The 20,567-nt window shown below is 36.5% G+C and carries 14 protein-coding genes; 8 read left to right on the forward strand and 6 right to left on the reverse strand.

Going from position 1 to position 20,567, the window contains the following annotated elements:
* The coding region (locus ACOVO2_RS20415) for a PhoPQ-activated protein PqaA family protein (protein WP_421771755.1) at positions 1–405 on the forward strand (405 nt) is incomplete at its 5' end.
* Between the two features lie 85 nt (positions 406–490).
* Here ACOVO2_RS20415 and ACOVO2_RS20420 read toward each other — a convergent pair.
* The 3 genes from ACOVO2_RS20420 to ACOVO2_RS20430 form a co-directional block, all read right to left on the reverse strand.
* Positions 491–1,315 (reverse strand): enoyl-CoA hydratase/isomerase family protein, encoded by an 825-nt coding sequence (locus ACOVO2_RS20420; protein WP_421771756.1) that lies wholly within the window; start codon positions 1,313–1,315, stop codon positions 491–493.
* On the reverse strand, positions 1,315–2,529 hold the full coding sequence (locus tag ACOVO2_RS20425; RefSeq protein ID WP_421771757.1) for a DUF559 domain-containing protein: 1,215 nt from the start codon (positions 2,527–2,529) through the stop codon (positions 1,315–1,317). Before ACOVO2_RS20425 ends, ACOVO2_RS20420 begins: the two co-directional genes overlap by 1 nt.
* Positions 2,530–2,610: 81 nt before the next feature.
* A complete protein-coding gene (locus ACOVO2_RS20430; RefSeq protein ID WP_421771758.1) occupies positions 2,611–3,765 on the reverse strand; it encodes an acyl-CoA dehydrogenase family protein in 1,155 nt (384 codons plus the stop codon).
* 141 nt (positions 3,766–3,906) lie between these two features.
* Between ACOVO2_RS20430 and ACOVO2_RS20435 the strand changes: the two genes are divergently transcribed.
* Positions 3,907–5,511 carry an acyl-CoA carboxylase subunit beta gene (locus ACOVO2_RS20435; RefSeq protein WP_421771759.1) on the forward strand — a complete coding sequence of 535 codons (1,605 nt, stop codon included), beginning with the start codon at positions 3,907–3,909 and terminating at the stop codon, positions 5,509–5,511.
* Between the two features lie 157 nt (positions 5,512–5,668).
* A complete protein-coding gene (locus ACOVO2_RS20440) occupies positions 5,669–8,557 on the forward strand; it encodes a reprolysin-like metallopeptidase (protein WP_421771760.1) in 2,889 nt (962 codons plus the stop codon).
* Between the two features lie 76 nt (positions 8,558–8,633).
* On the opposite strand, the gene ACOVO2_RS20445 is transcribed toward ACOVO2_RS20440, so the two are convergent.
* From ACOVO2_RS20445 to ACOVO2_RS20455, 3 genes are all read right to left on the reverse strand, one after another.
* Positions 8,634–10,958 carry a family 65 glycosyl hydrolase domain-containing protein gene (locus ACOVO2_RS20445; RefSeq protein ID WP_421771761.1) on the reverse strand — a complete coding sequence of 775 codons (2,325 nt, stop codon included), beginning with the start codon at positions 10,956–10,958 and terminating at the stop codon, positions 8,634–8,636.
* Between the two features lie 108 nt (positions 10,959–11,066).
* Positions 11,067–11,717 (reverse strand): beta-phosphoglucomutase, encoded by a 651-nt coding sequence (pgmB, locus tag ACOVO2_RS20450; RefSeq protein ID WP_421771762.1) that lies wholly within the window; start codon positions 11,715–11,717, stop codon positions 11,067–11,069.
* 76 nt (positions 11,718–11,793) lie between these two features.
* Complete coding sequence (locus tag ACOVO2_RS20455) at positions 11,794–13,671, reverse strand: glycoside hydrolase family 13 protein (RefSeq protein ID WP_421771763.1); 1,878 nt, start codon at positions 13,669–13,671, stop codon at positions 11,794–11,796.
* A gap of 102 nt (positions 13,672–13,773) precedes the next feature.
* On the opposite strand from ACOVO2_RS20455, the gene ACOVO2_RS20460 reads away from it, so the two are divergent.
* From ACOVO2_RS20460 to ACOVO2_RS20480, 5 genes are all read left to right on the forward strand, one after another.
* Complete coding sequence (locus tag ACOVO2_RS20460) at positions 13,774–15,618, forward strand: alpha-amylase family protein (protein ID WP_421771764.1); 1,845 nt, start codon at positions 13,774–13,776, stop codon at positions 15,616–15,618.
* 33 nt (positions 15,619–15,651) lie between these two features.
* Positions 15,652–16,986, forward strand: a complete 1,335-nt coding sequence (locus ACOVO2_RS20465) for an MFS transporter (protein WP_421771765.1) — start codon at positions 15,652–15,654, stop codon at positions 16,984–16,986.
* A gap of 211 nt (positions 16,987–17,197) precedes the next feature.
* The gene (locus ACOVO2_RS20470) at positions 17,198–18,172 is read left to right on the forward strand and encodes a sensor histidine kinase (RefSeq protein WP_421771768.1); all 975 of its coding nucleotides are present in this window, start codon (positions 17,198–17,200) and stop codon (positions 18,170–18,172) included.
* Between the two features lie 168 nt (positions 18,173–18,340).
* Positions 18,341–19,063: a LytR/AlgR family response regulator transcription factor gene (locus ACOVO2_RS20475; protein WP_421771766.1), complete on the forward strand. Its 723-nt coding sequence runs from the start codon at positions 18,341–18,343 to the stop codon at positions 19,061–19,063.
* Positions 19,064–19,328: 265 nt separating this feature from the next.
* Complete coding sequence (locus ACOVO2_RS20480) at positions 19,329–20,561, forward strand: aspartate aminotransferase family protein (RefSeq protein WP_421771767.1); 1,233 nt, start codon at positions 19,329–19,331, stop codon at positions 20,559–20,561.
* Positions 20,562–20,567 lie beyond the last annotated feature (6 nt).

The following is a 20,567-nucleotide window of genomic DNA, read 5'->3' on the forward strand; positions in this document are numbered from 1 at the left end:
CATTATGTGCCGAATGTTGGCCATAATTTAGGCGGAGGAAAACAAGCTTTTGAAACTTTAAGTGCCTTTTTTGGACTTACAGTCTTGAATCAGCCGTATCCAGTAAATTCTTGGGAAATAAGTTCTAATAAAGTGATTGCTGAACTGACAGTTAATGCCATGCCTGAAAATTTGGTTGAGGCAACTTTATGGCAAACGACTTCCTCTGACCGAGATTTTAGAAATAATCTTTGGCTAAGCAAAAACATCAAGCTGAAAGATTTATCAAAAATTACGGCTTCATTACCACTTCCCAAAAAGGGCTATCAAGCCTTTTATGTAGAAACTAAATACAAAGACCCCAATGGAGGCACATTTAGTGTTTGTACTCGTGTGTATGTGACTGATACAGAAAAGGTTTTGTAGAAAAATGAATTCTTGAAATGCAAAAACTAGTAGAGACGTTGCATGTAACGTCTCTACAATGGAATTAAAATGATTCAAAAATCTCCTATTCATTTCGCCAAAATGGCTTTCTTTTCTCTTTAAAAGCCAAGATTCCTTCTTTGGCATCTTCCGAATCTCTAATTTCTTGCAAGATGCCCAAAAGGTAATGATGCTGTTCGTTTTCGGGTAAATTCTGAAAATTATTCATCGCTTCAAAACCTTTCTTTATAGCAAATGGAGAGTTTTCTAAAATGCTGTTTATCAGAGATTTCGTTTCTTGTTCGATATTTTCTTTTGAAGAAAGATGCGTTACGATTCCCAGCTCAAAAGCTTCTTTTGCTGAATAGTTTTTACCCAAAATGGCCATTTCCATTGCTTTACGTTGGGGCATGATTTTGAGTAAAGTGGCCATTACTTGCATCGGAAAAATCCCTCTTTTTACTTCGGGTAATCCAAACAGGGCATCATCGACTGAAACCACAAAACTGCATCCTCCAATAATTAAAAATCCACCCGCAAAAACACTTCCTTCAACTTTGGCAATACAAGGTTTTTCAAGGTTTTTGAAAGCATCACCAATTGTAATTTCTTTTATTGGCTTCGGTAAACTTTCATTTTTAATATCTAAAGCTGGATTTTGAAAAATAGTCAAATCCATACCTGCACAAAACGCTGGTCCTTCGGCTTGAATTAGAACACACCAAATATCATTTGATTGATGGGCAAATTCTAATGCAAAAGCCAACTCTCGGAGCATGGTAGGAGTGAAGGCATTGCGTTTTTCGGCACGATTAAGCGTGATTGTAAATAAATTACCATCCTGCTGAGTTTTTATCAACTGAAACTTAACGGAGTGAAATTTCTGTATGTCAGAATTTGTATAAAACATTATGCTATTAATTCTTGAAAAGCTGATATGAAATGTTCAATATTATACTCCCCTTTAGGGGGCGGGGGTAATAAATTCTCCATTGGCATATTGCCCACCAATTCGTCGGCCGCCATTGGGCAACCTCCGTAACCCATAAATGCACCATCAAATCTTCTACAACCTGCATTGTAAGCGGCATCTACTTTTTCCTGCCAAGTATCGAGAGTTGTATGCAGATGAGCACCAAATTCTAAATGATGATATTTTGGAATTAGATTTTCAAAAAGATAGGTGATTGATTCGGGCGTTGCCACTCCAACCGTATCGGATAACGAAAAAATCTTAATGCCCAAATTTTGCAATTCATCAACCCATTTTATGGCAATTTCAGCATTCCAATCATCACCGTAAGGATTACCAAAACCCATAGATATATAGATAACTAATTGTTTATCAGCCTTTTCTGTAATTTCTTGAATCGCTTTTACTCTTTCCAAAGATTCAGCGATTGTTGCATTTGTATTCCGAAGCTGAAATGTTTCTGAAATAGAAAATGGATATCCCAAATAGGAAATTTGCTCAAATTGACAAGCTTCAGTTGCTCCACGCTCATTCGCTATTATTGCTAAAAGTTTGGTTTGGGTTTGACTCAAATCTAAACCTCGCACAACCTCAGCAGTATCAGCCATTTGTGGAATTGCCTTTGGGGAAACAAAACTGCCAAAATCAATGGTATCGAATAGATTACTTTCGAGCAATAAATTGATGTATTTTATCTTTTTTTCAGTTGGAATAAAATGCTTTATTCCTTGAATAGCATCTCGTGGACATTCAATTAGTTTCATACCCCTAACCCCTAAAGGGGGATTTGCTGATTCTCTAATTTTATTTAGGATGTCATTTACATTTTTAAAAACTTCTTGATTTGTAAATCTTAAAATTTTTAAGCCATTTGCTTTGATAAAATCTTCTTTTTCTAAGTCGTTTTGAAAGACTTGGGGTAATCGATGAATACTTCCATCAAGCTCAATAACTAATTTTACTGAGTGACAATAAAAATCAGCTATGTACTGACCAATTGGATGTTGTCTTTTAAAACGTAAACCATCCAATTGATTTTTGCACAGATAATTCCAAAGTAAATCTTCTGCAGGTGTAGGATTCGCTCTGTTCCTTTTAGCAAATTCAAAAATTTCTGGAGTAGCTCCATAGAACATATTTTCTTTTTGCATAATTACCCCCCCGCCCTAAAGGGTGCTAAAATTCAAGTTGAAAAAATATTTTGCCGCGAAATAGGTGTCCCCCTTTAGGGGCTAGGGGTGCTTCACAATCTCTCTACTAATAACCAATTTCTGAATTTCGCTCGTTCCTTCGCCAATCGTACAAAGTTTAGCATCACGGTAGAATTTTTCGGCTGGAAAATCTTTGGTGTAGCCATATCCACCATGTATCTGAATACCTTCGGTTGCAACCTCAACGGCTGTTTCTGAGGCAAAAAGTTTGGCCATTGCACCTTCCTTAGTCATTTTTTTGCCTTGCATTTTCAGCGTTCCGGCGTTGCGTGTCAGTAATTCGGCTGCTTCTATTTTAGTGGCCATTTCGGCTAATTTGAAGCTAATTCCTTGAAAATTAATGATTGCTTTACCAAATTGTTCTCTTTCTTGAGCATATTTTAAAGCTGCTTCATAAGCTCCACGAGCAATTCCAAGTGAAAGAGCTGCAATAGAAATTCTTCCACCATCCAAAATTTTCAACGATTGTACAAAACCGTCGCCAATTTCCCCCAAAACATTATCTTTATGTACTCGACAATTATCGAAAAACAAACAGGCTGTTTCGCTGGCACGCATACCAAGTTTATTTTCTTTTTTGCCAGCCGTAAAACCTGGAGTTCCTTTCTCGATGATTAAGGCAGTCATGCCGTGAGAATCTCCTTTCGCTCCAGTTCTTACAATTACTACCGCCACCTCTGAGCTAATTGCATGTGTAATAAAGTTCTTAGAACCATTTAATACAAAATAATCGCCATCTTCAACAGCCGTTGTTGACATTCCACCCGCATCAGAACCAGTTCCTGTTTCAGTCAAGCCCCAAGCTCCAATCCATTCGCCTGAAGCTAATTTGGGTAAATATTTTTGTTTTTGTTCTTCGTTGCCGAAAGTAAGAATATGATTAGTACAAAGCGAGTTATGTGCTGCCACTGATAAGCCAATGGAGCCACAGACCTTTGAGATTTCGTCGAGAATCGTTATGTATTCTTGATAACCAAGCCCTGAGCCACCGTACATTTCAGGTACAAGTATGCCCATGAAACCATATTCACCCATTTTGTGGAATAGCTCGACTGGAAAAATTTGTGCTTCATCCCAGTCCATCAAGTGTGGGCGGATATAGTTTTCTGCAAAGTCTTTCGCACTCTGACGAATCATTTCTAGTTGTTCATCGATTTCAAATTCTACGTGTGTCATGTTAAATTTTAGATTTGTTGATAAATTAGTTGCAAAACTAATGATTGTTTTGGCAACTATTTAACATATTTGCAGAAAAATTGTTTAATACTTAGAGAAAATATAATTATTTTGCTTCATCAACGAAATATAACAAGAATTATGCTAAAAATGGAAGATTTATTGAAGGAATTGACTGAGCGGTATGAGAAATTAAAATTAGGCGGAGGAATAAAAAAAATACAAGCCCACAAAGCCAAAGGAAAACTAACCGCTCGTGAGAGAATAGAATATTTGGTTGATAAAGATGCTGAATTTGTAGAGTTCGGAACATTTGCGGGAGAAGGCATGTACGAAGAAGAAGGAGGTTGTCCGAACGGTGGTTGCGTGTGCGGAATTGGCTACGTAAGTGGCAAAATGTGCGTAATTGTATCAAACGATGCCACTGTAAAGGCAGGAGCATGGTTTCCAATTTCTGCTAAAAAAAATCTTAGAGCCCAAGAAATTGCAATGGAAAATCGCTTGCCAATAATTTACTTGGTGGATTCAGCCGGAGTTTATTTGCCAATGCAGGCCGAGGTTTTTCCTGATAAAGAGCATTTTGGGCGAATTTTTAGGAATAACGCTCACATGTCATCAATGGGTATTCCGCAAGTGGCGGCTATTATGGGGAGTTGTGTTGCAGGTGGTGCCTATTTGCCAATTATGTCTGATTATGCTTTGATTGTTGAAGGAAGTGGCTCGGTATTCTTGGCGGGTTCGTATTTGGTGAAATCTTCGATAGGAGAGGATATTGACAACGAAACGCTCGGTGGTGCAACTACTCACTGTGAGATTTCGGGCGTGACAGATAACAAGTTTCCGAATGATAAAGCTTGCTTAGATGAAATTCGTAAGATTTTTGATAAAATGGGGCATTTCGATAAAGCAGGTTTTGATAGAAAAGAGGCAGTTTTACCAACGAAAGACCCTAAAGAAATTTACTCAATCTTACCGACTGACCGTACAAAACCTTATGATATGCTCGAAATTATTGAGAGAATCGTCGATAATTCAGAATTTGACCAATATAAAAAAGGTTACGGGCAAACAATTTTATGTGGTTTGGCCAGAATCAATGGATGGGCAGTTGGTATTGTGGCGAATCAAAGAAAAATTGTGAAGTCAAAGAAAGGTGAAATGCAGATGGGTGGCGTGATATACTCCGACTCAGCCGATAAAGCAGCACGTTTTATCATGAATTGTAATCAACAGAAAATTCCATTGGTTTTCTTTCAAGATGTGACTGGTTTTATGGTCGGTAGTCGCTCCGAACACGGCGGAATCATTAAAGATGGGGCAAAAATGGTGAATGCAATGGCCAATTCTGTTGTGCCGAAGTTTACGTTTATCATCGGAAATTCGTACGGAGCTGGAAATTATGCCATGTGTGGCAAAGCGTATGATCCACGTCTGATTTACTCTTGGGTGACTGGCCAAATGGCGGTAATGAGTGGAGCATCAGCCGCTAAAACTTTGGTTCAGATTCAGACAGCTACACTAAAATCAAAAGGTGTAGCGATCGGAGAAGCTGAAGAAAAAGAATTATTAGATAAAATTACCGACCGATATAATTCACAGTTGAGCCCGTATTACGCTGCATCAAATCTGTGGGTGGATGGCGTGATTGACCCACTCGAAACACGAAAAATTATTTCGATGGGAATCGAAGCTGCTAATCACGCACCAATTACGAAGCGATATAATGTTGGGGTGATTCAGACCTAGGATATTACATTTTAACTACATTTGAAGACCACCAAGGTTACTTGGTGGTTTTTTGATACCCTTTGAAAACAAATTGAATAATTGATTGCTACTACACTTCTTAAATTTCAATATCTTACATATTTTGCGTCACATTCAATCTAACTGACCTATCGATATGAAGAAAATTTTACTACTTTTTATTTTTTCTCCACTGTCAATCTTGTTTGCACAGAAAAATATAAGGCCAATAAAAATTGATGTGAATTCTTACAGGAGTCAATTGCTTCGATCTCCTCATGAAAGTATCATTGGAATTGGAAAACTGCAACAATCTACGAACGTAATCTCTTTACCCTATCAAGATACAACTTTAAAACAATTTAGGGTTGTTGAATACTCGATTTTACCAAAAGGGGCAAATACTGAGTTTAAAACCTATTATGGACAAAAAATTGATGAACCCTCAGTGAGTTGTAGGATTTCCATGGCAAATGATAAAATGTACGTTGCTATTTTCAATGAATCTGAAATAATTGCTATTGAACCTAGAAAAAATGCTCAGAAACCTGATGAATATGAAACATTTGTACAAGAGGCAACTAGCTTTGAATGTAATGCTGAGCATAATCTACTTCAAAATGGTAGAATCAGAGATATTGAGGCAATAAGTAATTACTCCAATGGTGCGGTGCTAAGAACCTACAGTTTTGCAATAATGGTAACTAATGAATTTTATTCAAGTCGAGGTGGCACAAATACCAGTGTAAATACTGATGTTATTGCCACTATCAATACATTAAACGGAATTTTTGAGCGAGACCTTGCCGTAAGATTTGTTTTGGTTTCACCTATAAATCCTTCCAGTTCCAATTTTTTTTATCGAAACACAAATCCAACAAATTCATATAATCAAAATATCACCAGTGTTCATTCGCTGCTAAATACGGTATTTGGTTCTGCAAATTATGATTTAGGGCATTGTCTGCACAATTCTGGAGGTGGTGTAGCATACCTATCAGCAACTTGTAACAATTCGGTCAAAGGCGGTGCGTGGTCCGGCATTGGTTCTCCAACAGATATGTTTGTTTTTGCTCATGAAGTTGGGCATCAATTCAATGCTAATCATACTTTTTCAGGTAATGGCGGTGGATGTACTGCAGGAAATCTGAGTTCATCGGATGCATATGAGCCTGGTAGTGGAAATACCATGATGTCTTACAGTGGTATTTGTTCAAATAATTTAAATATTACAGGAGGCAAAGTAAATTATTTTCACACAAATTCGCTGCAAAGCATGATAAATTATATCAATACTGGATCAGGGAGTACTTGTGCAACCACGTCGAATACTGGCAACAACGTCCCTGTGGCTGTGGCAGGTACGTATGGTATTATTCCTAAAAATACACCATTTGTTTTGAGTGGTTCGGCGATTGATGCCAATAATGATGAACTCAGCTATACATGGGAGCAATATGATTTAGCAGCTTCCGGTGATATTGGGGCGTTGGGAAATTCAACTGTAGGTTCTGGTGGTTATACCTCTAATAATAGCATCACAGGCCCATTGTTTCGTACGACTCAATCTAGTTCACCCGTTAGAATTTTTCCGAGTTTAACTTTTATTTTGAATAGTGCAAACAATCCAGATGATAAAGAGGGTGAAGATTTACCAAGTGTAAGCCGAACTATGAATTTCAGGCTAACAGTAAGAGATAATCGAAATGGTGGTGGTGGAGTACATATGAGTTCAACGGCCATAGTCGTGGATGGTAATTCTGGCCCTTTTCTAATTACATCACAAAACAAAAATACTTATTGGGTACAAGGTTCGGCCAAAACAATCACATGGTCGGTCAATAACACCAATAATGCTCCGATAAATTGTACAAATGTAGATATATTATTTTCAAGTGATAATGGCACAACTTTTTCAACAGTATTGATCGCAAATACACCTAATGATGGTTCACAAATTATAACAGTTCCGAATATTTCAACCACACTAGGCCGAATAAAGGTTGTGCCATCAAATCCAAATTTAGTTTTTTTTGACATTAATAATGTTCCAATTAATGTTGTAAATAGTTTGCCCACATGTGCTGCAGAAACATCTAACCTTTCATCTGGCACTGCAGTTAGTGGGGTTGTTGGAGATGCCTCCCTCAATCTTAATTTGTATAATTTTGTGCCAGTAAGCAATATTTCAAGAACCATAACGAACGCCGATCCAATAATGCCATTAATTGGATACAGTTCGAGCGGGTGTGTAATTCCATATTCAAATATTACTTATTATGAACCATTCACATTTCGCGTTTCTGCTACCGGTAGCTACACATTTACCATAACACCTGGTTATTTTGGTGGCAATAATATCAGCGTTTTTTTGGGGTCATATCAAAGTGGCTGTACAAATTGGGTTGGCAGCAGTTTGAATATGAATTCTGGAGTTGCACCTTCAAATACTCTAACATTAAATTTATCTGCTAATACTACCTACATGCTGACGGTTTCTTATCAATGGGATAGGAACTCGACAGGAACGGTAGGAGTAAGTTTTTCAGGGGCTGGTATTGTACAACAATTAATTCCGGTCGAAAATTCATTTTATTCATACCAATATGTTATTGTAAATACACAATCTAACGTAGTTCGCTCAATTCAAAATGACACTGATTTATCAAATGCCTCTCTATTTGCCGCTGGAAATTATGTTGTTTATGGAATGTCTTATCTAACTGATAACGTCGATTTGGGGACTTATGTGAATCAAAATATATCAATGCTTCAATCTGCGATTTCTAGCGGTACAATATGTGCAAAATTAAGTTCGAATTCTAAGGCTGTATTGATTACTCCTAATTGCAGTAACGGGTTAACTTTATCAGGGCAAGCATCAACTGGTGTTCAGCAAGCTAACCAAACCATCACCTCAAGTCAGGTGATAAATTCAGGGCAAAGTGTAACGTATAGAGCGGGCAACTCTATCACACTAACTGCCGGTGGGTTTACTGCTGCAAATGGTAGTGTATTCAAGGCTGAAATAGGGGGGTGCAACTAACTGAAATTTTTTTTCAATAAAAAAGCTGTCAAAACTTAATTTGACAGCTTTTTTATCTAATTCGAGAAGAAAATAATTAGTAAGTAACTGATGTTGAAGAATTTTTAGCTACCACAACCTCTTTTCCATAAACTAATACAGAAATCTCATTACCAAAAATGTTTTCGATTTCAATCGTATTTCCTTTTATTGAAATATTTAAAGAGTTTCCTCTAAAACCTGTTCTGAACGAAAACCCATGCCATTGTTCGGGCAAGAATGGCTCAAACGAAAGTTTATCGTTTTTCACTCTCAAGCCACCAAAGCCTTTCACTACCGACATCCAAGTACCTGCCATTGATGTAATGTGCAAACCATCTTCGGTATCGTTATTATAATCATCGATGTCGAGGCGAGCCGTGCGAACATACATTTCGTAAGCTTTTTCTTTTTTGCCAAGTTTTGCAGCTTGAATTACGTGAACACATGGCGAAAGTGAAGATTCGTGAACGGTCATTGGTTCGTAGAAATCGAAATTTCTGCGTAATTCGTCTACCGTAAAATCTTCTTCAAAGAAATACATTCCTTGTAAGACATCCGCCTGTTTGATGAAGCACGAACGCAAGATTCTATCCCAAGACCATTTTTGATTGATTGGGCGTTGAGAGGCGATATCTTCAACCGTTAGTAATTCTTTATCTAAGAAACCATCTTGCTGCAAGAATACCTGACGAGTTTCGTCATAAGGGAAATACATGTTTTCAATGATATGCTGCCATTTTTGAGTTTCAGTCGAGTAATCAAGGTTGGTTTTGCCAATAATTTCGTTGAAACGAGCTTGGTCCTGAGCTTTCAATGATTCAAAGCTTTCGAGCGTATATTTTAAGCACCAAACCGCCAAATAATTGGTGTACCAGTTATTATTTACGTTGTTTTCGTATTCATTTGGCCCAGTTACGCCAAGCATCACATATTTAGCTTTGTCGGCAGACCAGTTTACACGCTGAGCCCAAAATCTTGAAATTCCAGTTAAAACTTCCAGACCGTATTCTGCCAAATATTGAGAATCGCCAGTGTAACGGATGTAATCGAAAATTGCATAGGCGATTGCTCCATTACGGTGAATTTCTTCAAAGGTAATTTCCCATTCGTTATGACATTCTTCGCCGTTCATCGTTACCATCGGATACAAAGCTGCCCCACCAGAAAAACCAAGTTTTTCGGCATTTTCGATGGCTTTTTGTAGATGATTGTGGCGATAAACCAATAGATTACGAGCAACTTTCTGTTCAGAAGTTGATAAATAAAATGGCAAACAATAGGCTTCGGTATCCCAATAAGTTACACCGCCATATTTTTCTCCCGTAAATCCTTTTGGACCAATATTCAATCGAGCATCTTCGCCAGTATAGGTTTGTTGAAGTTGGAAAATATTGAAACGTATCGCTTGTTGAGCAGCTACATCTCCGTCGATCTGAATGTCGTTTCCTTCCCATTTTTTTGCCCAAGCAGCTTTTTGTTCAGCCAACATTGTATCAAAACCTTTCTTAGCAACTTTTTCTACATAAGCTTTTGTATTTTCGCCTAATGCTGCAATTAAATGGTTTTCTGATGAAAGGTTTGCGGCAAATTTTATGATTGAGACCTCTTGTCCTTCTTCAAGATTGATTTTGAATTCGTTGGCAACGTACTTTTCTTTTTTAATAGGAAAGGTCTGACAGTCAACCTTTTCACCTCCTTGGTACACATCAAACTTCATTCCTGTACAAACTTGGAATGTTGGCACGGTTTCCCATACTGATTTCTTTGTTTCGAGTGTCAAATATCCTTCACCATGTCCAGTTTCTTTTGAAATCTCATTCCAAAATTTTTCCCCATGATTCGAATCTTTATTTGAAACATCGCCATCAAGCGAAACAGTTATTTTTGCCGAACCAAAAAAGTTAAGTGGTGTAATTGAATATTTAATTACGCCCGATTCGTCATCGACCAAACTTAAAAAACGTTGGGAATGAATTTTTAGGGTTTTTCCACTCGATAATTCGATTGTGCAGGTACGTTCCAAAACACCAGTTCGCATATCAAGCGTACGAGTAAATTCAAGCACTTTGGCAGTATTCAAATCAATGTATTCTCCCTCAATCTCAACATCAATTCCAGTCCAATTACAAGCATTGATAACTTTGGCGAAATAGTTTGGATAACCATTTTTCCACCAGCCCACACGAGTTTTGTCAGGAAACCAAACCCCAGCCACATAATTTCCTTGTAGAGTTTTACCTGAATATTTTTCTTCAAAATTTCCACGCCCACCCATACGTCCATTACCCAAACTCATTAAACTTTCGGTAATTTCGTTGTGTTCTGGGTGAAAACCATTTTCTACGATGCACCATTCGTGGTGCGTTATATAATTTTTCATTTTTGATTTTAATTTTCGTTGGCCAAAGCCAGCATTTTTATATGTAGGTAAAGTATTTTTTAATTGTCAAATTGTTGGTGAATTTGCTGGAATAAACTACCAGATACTCTATTGAATTTTACTCAAAAGTTCTGTTAAATCAATATTTTCAAATCCTGGCAGAACTATATCAGCTTTTGTCAAAACCTCAGCATGACCTATTCCAACTACTTTCATTCTAGCATTTTTGCCTGCTTCTACTCCGGCAACTGCATCTTCAAAAACAAGACATTCCTCGGGTGAAAGTCCTAATTCTGCTGCACCTTTTAGAAATACTTCTGGGTCGGGTTTACCTTTTGAGATTTTTGTTCCATCAATAATCGCATCAAAATCATTGATTAGACCGACTCCTTCGAGAATCATTTTAGCATTTTTACTTACCGAACCCAAAGCAATTTTAATATCTGTTTGCTTGATTTGTGCAAAGAACTCACGAACGCCGGGCAGAATATCATCCGCTGTCATTTTACTAACGAGTGTCAGATAATGCTCGTTTTTCTTGGCAGCCAATTCCAGTTTTTCTTCCTCAGTCAATACTACATTTCCATGTTCGAGAATCAAATTTAGAGAATCCATTCTGCTCACACCTTTTAGTGTTTCATTAAATTCTTCTGAAATGTCGAATCCTAAATCGTTGGCCATTTTACGCCATGCTTGATAATGAAAAATGGCAGTTTCAACAATAACGCCGTCTAAATCAAATAAAAATCCTTTAATCATATTATTTGTACAACAATTTTCTAAATTGTCTCATATTTAAAATTCTAACCTTTACTACACAATTTGGAAAATTGTGTTACTTGAGTTCCAAAATCAAAGCCGTCATTGCTGGTACTTTGATGGTCGAAATATCATTCAATGTTTCGCCAGTCATGATGTTTTTTGCTGATTTTGCACCTTTAATAATTTCGGCAAAATTAGCGGTCGGAACTGTTGATTCTGTTTTTTTTGTGTTGCTCACAACCATCACAGTTTGTTTATCGGTATATCTAAAATGTACATAAATTCCACCATCGAAAGGCGTAAACTGCATAAATTTGCCTTTGGTCAATGCCTCAGAACTTTTGCGATAGATCAACAATTTTTTGTTAAACTCAAAAGCTTCATTTTCTTGGGCATTTCTTCCAGATGCTAAAAATTTATTCTCGGCATCACCTTTAAAACCACCAGGAAAATCTTTTCTTACTTCAGCATCAGATGGATTTTTGAAATTTTTCATCAAAAACTCCGTACCATAATACATCTGCGGAACACCACGAACGGTGTAAAGCCAAGTTAAACCTAACTTATATTTATTAAAATCTTCACCAATTACCGAAAAATATCGGTCAGTGTCATGATTTTCCACGAATGGTACAAGTTTTTCTGGGTTTTGATATACAAGGTCTTGCGAAAGTGTTGTGTATAAACGATTTACGCCTTCGTTCCAGCCAAAATTTTCTTTCAATGCAGTATTAATTGCTCCTTGCACCTGAAAGTCACAACTCGAAGGAAGATTGCATTTAAACGGAATATTCAAATTGTTTTTGGTGAAATACGATTGACTAACTACTGTATTCACTGCTGACTCTCCAAAAAGAAGCATATTTGGGTGTTCGTCAAGAATCGCTTTGTTGCAACGATTCATGAATTCCATGTCGTTGTAGATATAAGTATCAATTCTCCATGCATCAATATTAAAATACTCAATCGTCCAAAGTGCGTGTTGAATCAAATAATTGGCTAATAAAGGGTCTTTTTGGTTCAAATCAGGCAAAAATGAAGTAAACCAGCCTTCTTCAGTTACTTTTTTGTCGTATTTCGAGCCATTTACATCAATCAAAGGTTGGTCTTTGTAAGATGTATTGGTGTATTTATCCCAGTTGTGTAACCAATTTTTTGATGGCAAATCTTTTACTAACCAAGCATCTTCGCCCACGTGATTGTAAACAGCATCTTGTACGATTTTAATACCTTTTTTATGAGCTTCATTGATGAGTTTTTGATAAGCATTATTTCCGCCAAATCGACGGTCGATTTGATAATGGTCAGTAAAATGATAGCCATGATATGAGCTCCGCATCGTACCACCTTCGTTGGTTTGGTGCGTATTGTTTTCAATTATCGGGGTTAACCAAAGAGCGGTTACGCCCAGCTCATTGAAATAATCGAGATGGTCAATTATGCCTTGTAAATCGCCACCGTGTCTCAAAAATGGACTTTTACGATCGGCTTGGGTATCGAACATGTCATCATATTTATCGTTCGATTCATCGCCGTTGGCAAAGCGGTCGGGCATTAATAAATATACTACATCGGCCTGACTCACAGCTTGAGGCTTGGCAGTTCGCAAACGTAATTCGTAATTTACGGTCGATGATTGGGTACCGTTATTGAAAATAAATTGCAGGTTTCCTGCCTTTGCCGCTTTTGTGATGTCTAAATCAATAAAAACATAATTTGGGTTTTCAACCTTCTGAGTTTTGAGAAGTTTTACACCGGCATACGGTTTCAAACTAACCTTAGCTGAGCTAATATTTTTGCCATAAACTAATATTTGAAGATTGGGATTTTTCATGCCAACCCACCAATTAGTAGGGTTAATGCGTTGAATGTCAGGTTTTTGTGCAAAGACATGGTAGTACAGTCCTAATTGTACAAAAACAAGAAGGAGCAGTCGTTGAGGTGTTTTCATAAGTGTTAAAGTATTCGTTTATATGGCAAAATAACACAAACAAACTATTTTTTCATAAAAAAATCCTGTTTAGATTTGAAACTAACTTTAACCTTACGTAAAATGAATAAAACAATTGCGATTGTCTTTTTGGCAATGTGCCATTTTGCAGTAGCTCAAAAATCAATAGAAATGACCAAAGAAAAATCTAACTTACCTAAGACCGACAAATTAGTAGTTTATCAAATTTACACCCGCCTTTTCGGTAATCTAAAAACAACAAACAAATTTTATGGTACGATTGAAGAGAATGGATGTGGCAAATTCAATGACATCAACGATAAGGCTTTACAAGAACTAAAAAAGTTCGGAGTTTCACACGTGTGGTTTACAGGAGTTATTGAGCACGCCACCATGACCGACTATTCTAACAATGGTATTCCACAAGATAACCCGTTAGTTGTGAAAGGAATTGCGGGTTCGCCTTATGCCATCAAAGATTATTATGATGTAGACCCAGATTTGGCGGTGGATGTGAAAAATCGGATGAAAGAATTTGACGCACTGGTGAAGCGTAGCCACTCGAATGGTTTGAAAGTAATCATTGACTTTGTACCTAATCACGTAGCTAGAGGTTACCACTCAGATAATAAGCCAAAGGGAATTAAAGATTTTGGGCAAGACGATGATAAATCCAAATCATTTGATCCAAATAATAATTTTTATTACATAAAGGATCAAATGTTTGTAGTACCTGATGGAGTAAATCCACCCGTATTACCTAAAGAAAACTACACTGAAATTCCGGCAAAAGCCACTGGCAATGATGTGTTTTCAGCTAGACCAAGTATCCATGATTGGTTTGAAACGGTAAAACTAAATTATGGGGTTGATTATCTGAACAATAAATCGAAGCACTTTGAGTCTGTTCCAGATACTTGGTCGAAAATGCGAGATATTTTGGCATATTGGGCAAAGAAAGGAGTTGATGGATTCAGATGCGATATGGCAGAAATGGTTCCGTTTGAGTTTTGGGGCTGGGTGATTCCAGAAATCAAGAAAGTTAATCCAGATATCGTATTTATTGCCGAAATCTATAATCCACAAACTTATCGTCAGTATATTTTTGAGGGTAAATTTGATTATTTATATGATAAAGTCGGACTCTATGACGCACTACGAAGATTGATGGAAGGGCATGGTAATGCAAATGATATAACGGGGGTATGGCAAAATGAATCGGGTGATTTTTCTAACCGAATGCTTCGATTTTTAGAAAATCATGATGAACAACGTATTGCGTCTAAACAATTTGCAAATAACCCATTCAAAGCTATTCCATCTATGGTTGTTAGTGCTGCACTGCATACTGGGCCAGTGATGCTTTATTTTGGTCAAGAGGTAGGGGTAAAACCAACAGTTGCAGAAGGATTTAGCGGGGAAGATGGTCGAACAACAATGTTCGATTATTGGGGAGTTCCCGAGTTTCAGAATTGGGTCAATAACCATCAATACGATGGTGGAAAATTGACAGCCGAACAAAAATCTTTGCGTAAAATTTATGCCGAAATTTTAAAGTTTACGAATGAAAATGAAGCAGTAAAAGACGGTAAATTCTACGATTTGCAATACGTGAACGGAAATGGCCAGACCGTAAATTACAACGACCAAAAAATATTTAGTTATTTAAGATTTACTGATAACCAAAAGAGTGCCGACTCCCGATTATTATTTGTTTGCAACTTTGACTTAGAAAAGTCATACGATACGGGCGTTTTTATTCCACAAGGGGCTTGGGAAATGATGAAAATTAACATCAATGAACCAGTGAGTTATTCGGTAAAAACTATATTTGAAAAAGAAATGAATTCTGCTGTAATTAATCAGCAAACTAAATCAATCTCAACTAAAGAGGCAATCAGGTTGACTTTGCCTGCTAATAGTGTGACTGTCTTGGAAATTCGATAATCAAAAATATATTCAACTTTAACCTTACAAAAAATGACTTCTAAAAAAAGTAAACCCTTATTAAGCTTTTGGCAAATCTGGAATATGAGTATTGGATTCTTAGGAATTCAGATGGGATTTGCCCTTCAAAATGCCAATGCCAGTCGTATTTTACAAACTTTTGGAGCTGATGTAGAGCATCTTTCGTGGTTTTGGTTGGTAGCACCATTTACAGGAATGGTCATTCAGCCAATTATTGGGCACTACAGCGATAAAACATGGACTAAGCTCGGACGTAGAAGACCGTTTTTCTTAGCGGGAGCAATTTTGGCCTCCATTGGTTTGATTCTGATGCCCAATGCCGATATGTTTGTGAGTATTCTTCCTGCACTGTGGGTAGGTGCTGGCTTCTTGATGATTATGGATGCCTCGTTTAATGTGGCTATGGAACCATTCAGAGCATTAGTTGCTGATAAATTAAATAGTTCACAACAAACACTTGGTTTTTCAATTCAAACGGTATTAATAGGTATTGGAGCTGTGGTTGGCTCTTGGCTACCTTACGTTCTAACCGAATGGTTTGGTTTTGAAAAAAGTGCCGAGGCAGGAAAAGTACCTTTTAGTTTGGTATTGTCTTTTATAATCGGGGCGGTATTCTTACTAACCTGTATTGTTTGGACGATTATCAAGACACCAGAATATTCTCCGAAAGAGCAAGCCGAATTTGAAGGCGAAGAACTCGAAACCGATAAGGGTAGTTTCTTTGATATTTTCAAAGATTTTGGGCAAATGCCAAAAACAATGAAGCAGCTCGGCTTGGTTCAGTTTTTTTCTTGGTTTGGCTTGTTTTCGATGTGGGTTTTCATGACACCTGCCATTGCACAGCATATTTACAAACTCCCAGTTTCTGATTCAAGTTCTGAAGCATACAACACCGCAGGAAATTGGGTAGGAGTAATTTTTGGCGTTTATAATGCAGTTTCAGCTATTTATGCTTTCTTTTTGCCTAAAATGGCCAACAAATTTGGTCGAAAAAATACCCATGCTTATTCATTGATTATTGGTGGCTTAAGTTTGATTTCAATCTATTTTATTAGTGATTATCAATGGCTAATACTCCCAATGATTGGGGTTGGCTTTGCATGGGCAAGTATCCTGGCCATGCCATATGCAATTTTAGCAGGTTCAATTCCTGCCAAGAAAATGGGAATATATATGGGAATTTTTAATTTTTTCATAACCATCCCACAGATTATCAATGGGATCATTGGTGGTCCAATTGTCAAGAATGTATATGATAATCAAGCAATTTTTGCCGTAGTCGGTGGAGGAGTATGTTTTTTAATAGCTGCATTGTGTGTACGATTTGTAGAGGATAAAAATCAGTAATTATTTGTAGTCGGTAAAAGCCTTCATTTTTTTATGAGGGCTTTTGTCGCTTAATAGCATTGCTAAGTCTCGACTTCTAATTGATTTATCTTTTAATAATATAAGTTTAATCATAAGTATTTATACTTGTATCAACTCTTACTAACTTACCTTACACTCGTTAACAAAAATGTTTAAAAACAGATACCTTTATGTATTCTTACACATAATTATGTGGATTGGATACACTGCATTGCCTTTACTAAATGCCTTTCAAAATGATTCATCAAGAACTAGAGTAAGTCCATATACCAATACAACATATTGGTTATACGTTTCTATTTCATCGATAATTCTTTTTTATATCAATTCGGAGGTCTTATTTCCTAAAATTTATAAAAAAAAGCCTATTAGGTATTTTTTAAGTCTAATTGCCGTAATTTTGGTTCTATTATGGGGTAGGTATATTGTTCGCATCATTTTTGTTGGTAGCGATATAAATAAAAGTCTATTTTATGTAAATGCCTTTATTCAGTATCTCTATGTATTCGGAATTAGTGCCTCCTATTGTTTTTTTTCCGATTATCAAAAACAACAAGAAGTTCAGCGTGAAAACGAAAACGAACGGCTGAAATCTGAATTGTCGTTCTTGAGGTCCCAGATATCACCACATTTTATGTTCAATTTAATGAACAGTTTAGTGTCATTAAATCGTAAAAAGTCTGATTTAGTCGAACCTGTTTTATTAAAAATGTCAGATTTATTAAGATATATGCTTTATGAAAAAGACGATAAACGAATTTCACTCGAGAACGAAGTTAAGTATTTATCTAATTATATAGACTTACAGAAAGTGAGGTTTGGCGATTACGTAAATATCGACTTTCATGTGAATTACCTAAGTTCAAGCAAAAGTATCGAGCCAATGCTTCTGATTCCTTTCGTTGAAAATGCATTCAAACACGGAGTAGGGATGATCGAAGATCCGTTTATAAAAGTTGAGCTTAATGCAACAAATTATGAGCTGCATTTTAAAGTGACGAATAAGTTTAGTACCGATAAAAAAGAAGCAAAAGATGGTGCCTCGGGTATTGGATTAAACAATGTAAAAAGACGATTGGAATTGCTGTATCCGAAGCAATACGAGTTAAACGTAAGCGAAAACAATAATCTTTACATGACTGATTTGAAACTAAATTTCAAATAGTTTGATTCTTTTAGAAGAAATATGTGATTTTTTAGTCTAATTGTGAGAATTTAAACCATTAAAATCTTAATATTGAAGATTGGATAGGTTATTCTTTAGATTATATTATTTGTAGTAAACAATACCTGCCTATTATTAATCAAAACGAGCGATTTCGCTTTTATAAATATGCGTTGTATAGCGGTTGATGATGAACCCTTAGCACTTGATTTATTGGAAGATAATATCTTGCAAGTGCCGTATCTAGAATTTGTTGGAAGATGTAAAAATGCCTTTGAGGCCATTGAGCTGATACAAAAAGAAAAAGCTGAAAATCGAAATATTGATTTGATTTTTCTTGATATTCAGATGCCAGGTATAACGGGAGTACAGTTTGTAAAAAGCATGGTTTCAAATCCGATGATCATCTTTGTAACCGCCTATGACCAATTCGCAATCGAAGGTTTTGATCTTAATGTAATTGATTACCTACTGAAACCCGTTTCATTTGAGCGATTCCTGAAAGCATGTAATCGTGCAAACGAGCTTTTTTTGCTTAAAGAAAATACACATACAACCAAGGCTGTACAGGAAGAGCATTTTTTCGTAAATGCTGAGTATTCTTTGGTAAAAGTTAAGTATGCCGATATTCTGTATATAGAAGGATTGAAAGATTACATCAAAATATATATCAGTACACAGCCTCGTCCGATAATCACTCGTATGACAATGAAAAGCATAGAAGAAAAATTTGCGGCTATGCCTTTTATGCGTGTGCACAAATCATATATCGTTTCTCTCAACAAAATAGAATCAATTCGAAATCTCAAAATCAGTATCGGTACGCATTTGATCCCAGTTAGTGAACAGTTTTCTGACGAATTACTGAGAAAAATAGGTAGTAAATCATGATAGTCGCAAGATTTAGGCATTTTGTCTCATGTGTATTGTAGCTTAAGATTTATCTATTATTTTCGTGGTATAGATTATTAATAAGCGTGTCGGGATTGGTAAGTTGAAAAATTAATAGTCATTCTCTGTATGTAGAATTTATTCTGTAACAGGTATGTTTTGGAGTAATTAACGACTCATAAATAATAGGTTAGTACTTAAAACTCGTGGGCTTTGCATGCGAGTTTTTTTTGTGCCAAATTTGTAAAAAAAATCAACATACTCTATGACAACGCGTCAACTTTTTTTGCAAAATGTAGCACAAACTTCCGATTTCCCACTTGCACTTGAAATTCAGAAAGCGGAAGGAATTTATTTATACAGTGAAACTAAAAAATACATCGATTTAATATCAGGTATCGGCGTAAGTAATGTTGGCCATCGACATCCCAAGGTGGTCGAAGCAATAAAGAATCAGGTGGATAATTATATGCATTTAATGGTTTATGGTGAATACATCCAAGCCCCACAAGTGCATCTAGCAGAAGCACTTTGTAAGACACTTGGTCATACATCATTGAATAATGTTTATTTTACAAATTCGGGTACTGAAGCGGTAGAAGGTGCTATGAAATTGGCTAAAAGATTCACACAACGAACAAATATTGTATCCTGCAATAAAGCGTATCATGGGTCTACTCAAGGTGCTTTATCACTTGGCGATGAACATTTTAAGCGTAATTACCGTCCTTTACTGTCTTCGATTGATAAAATTGAGAGAAATGATTTTAATGATCTAGAGAAAATTACAAACCGAACGGCAGCAGTATTTTTCGAACCAGTAGGTGGGGAGTCTGGGGTTTTAGCCGCCAATCATGACTATTTACATGCACTGAGGAGCCGTTGTACTGAAGTAGGTGCATTGTTGGTGTTTGATGAAATTCAAAGTGGATTTGGACGTACCGGTAAATTTTGGGCATTTGATCATTACGGTGTTCATCCAGATATTTTACTATGTGCAAAAGGAATGGGTGGAGGAATGCCCATTGGAGCATTTATAGCACCCAATGAAATAATGGCTGTTTTAAAAGATAACCCTATTTTAGGTCATATTACAACTTTTGGGGGGCACCCAGTGAGTTGTGCTGCTTCTTTGGCTACTCTTAATGTTATTTTTGAAGAAAATTTATTGTATGATCCCAATAATTGTCAGAAAGATTGTAATCGAATAGCCTGTAAATCAATAGATTGTAGTTTTATTGAGCAAAAATCACAACTTTTTAAAAAGCTATTAGTTCATCCCAAAATAAAAGATGTAAGAGGTATCGGATTGATGCTCGCGGTTGAATTTGAAAGTTTTGAGGTATTAAAGCCAATAATTGATCGTGCCATCGAAAAAGGAGTAATTACCGATTGGTTTTTATACTGTGACAATTCGATGAGAATTGCACCGCCATTAATCATTACCGAAGAAGAAATAAAATTTGCCTGTGATGTGATCTTAAGTTGTATTGATTAAGAAAAA

Source organism: Emticicia sp. (assembly GCF_049241225.1).
Lineage (GTDB): Bacteria > Bacteroidota > Bacteroidia > Cytophagales > Spirosomataceae > Emticicia.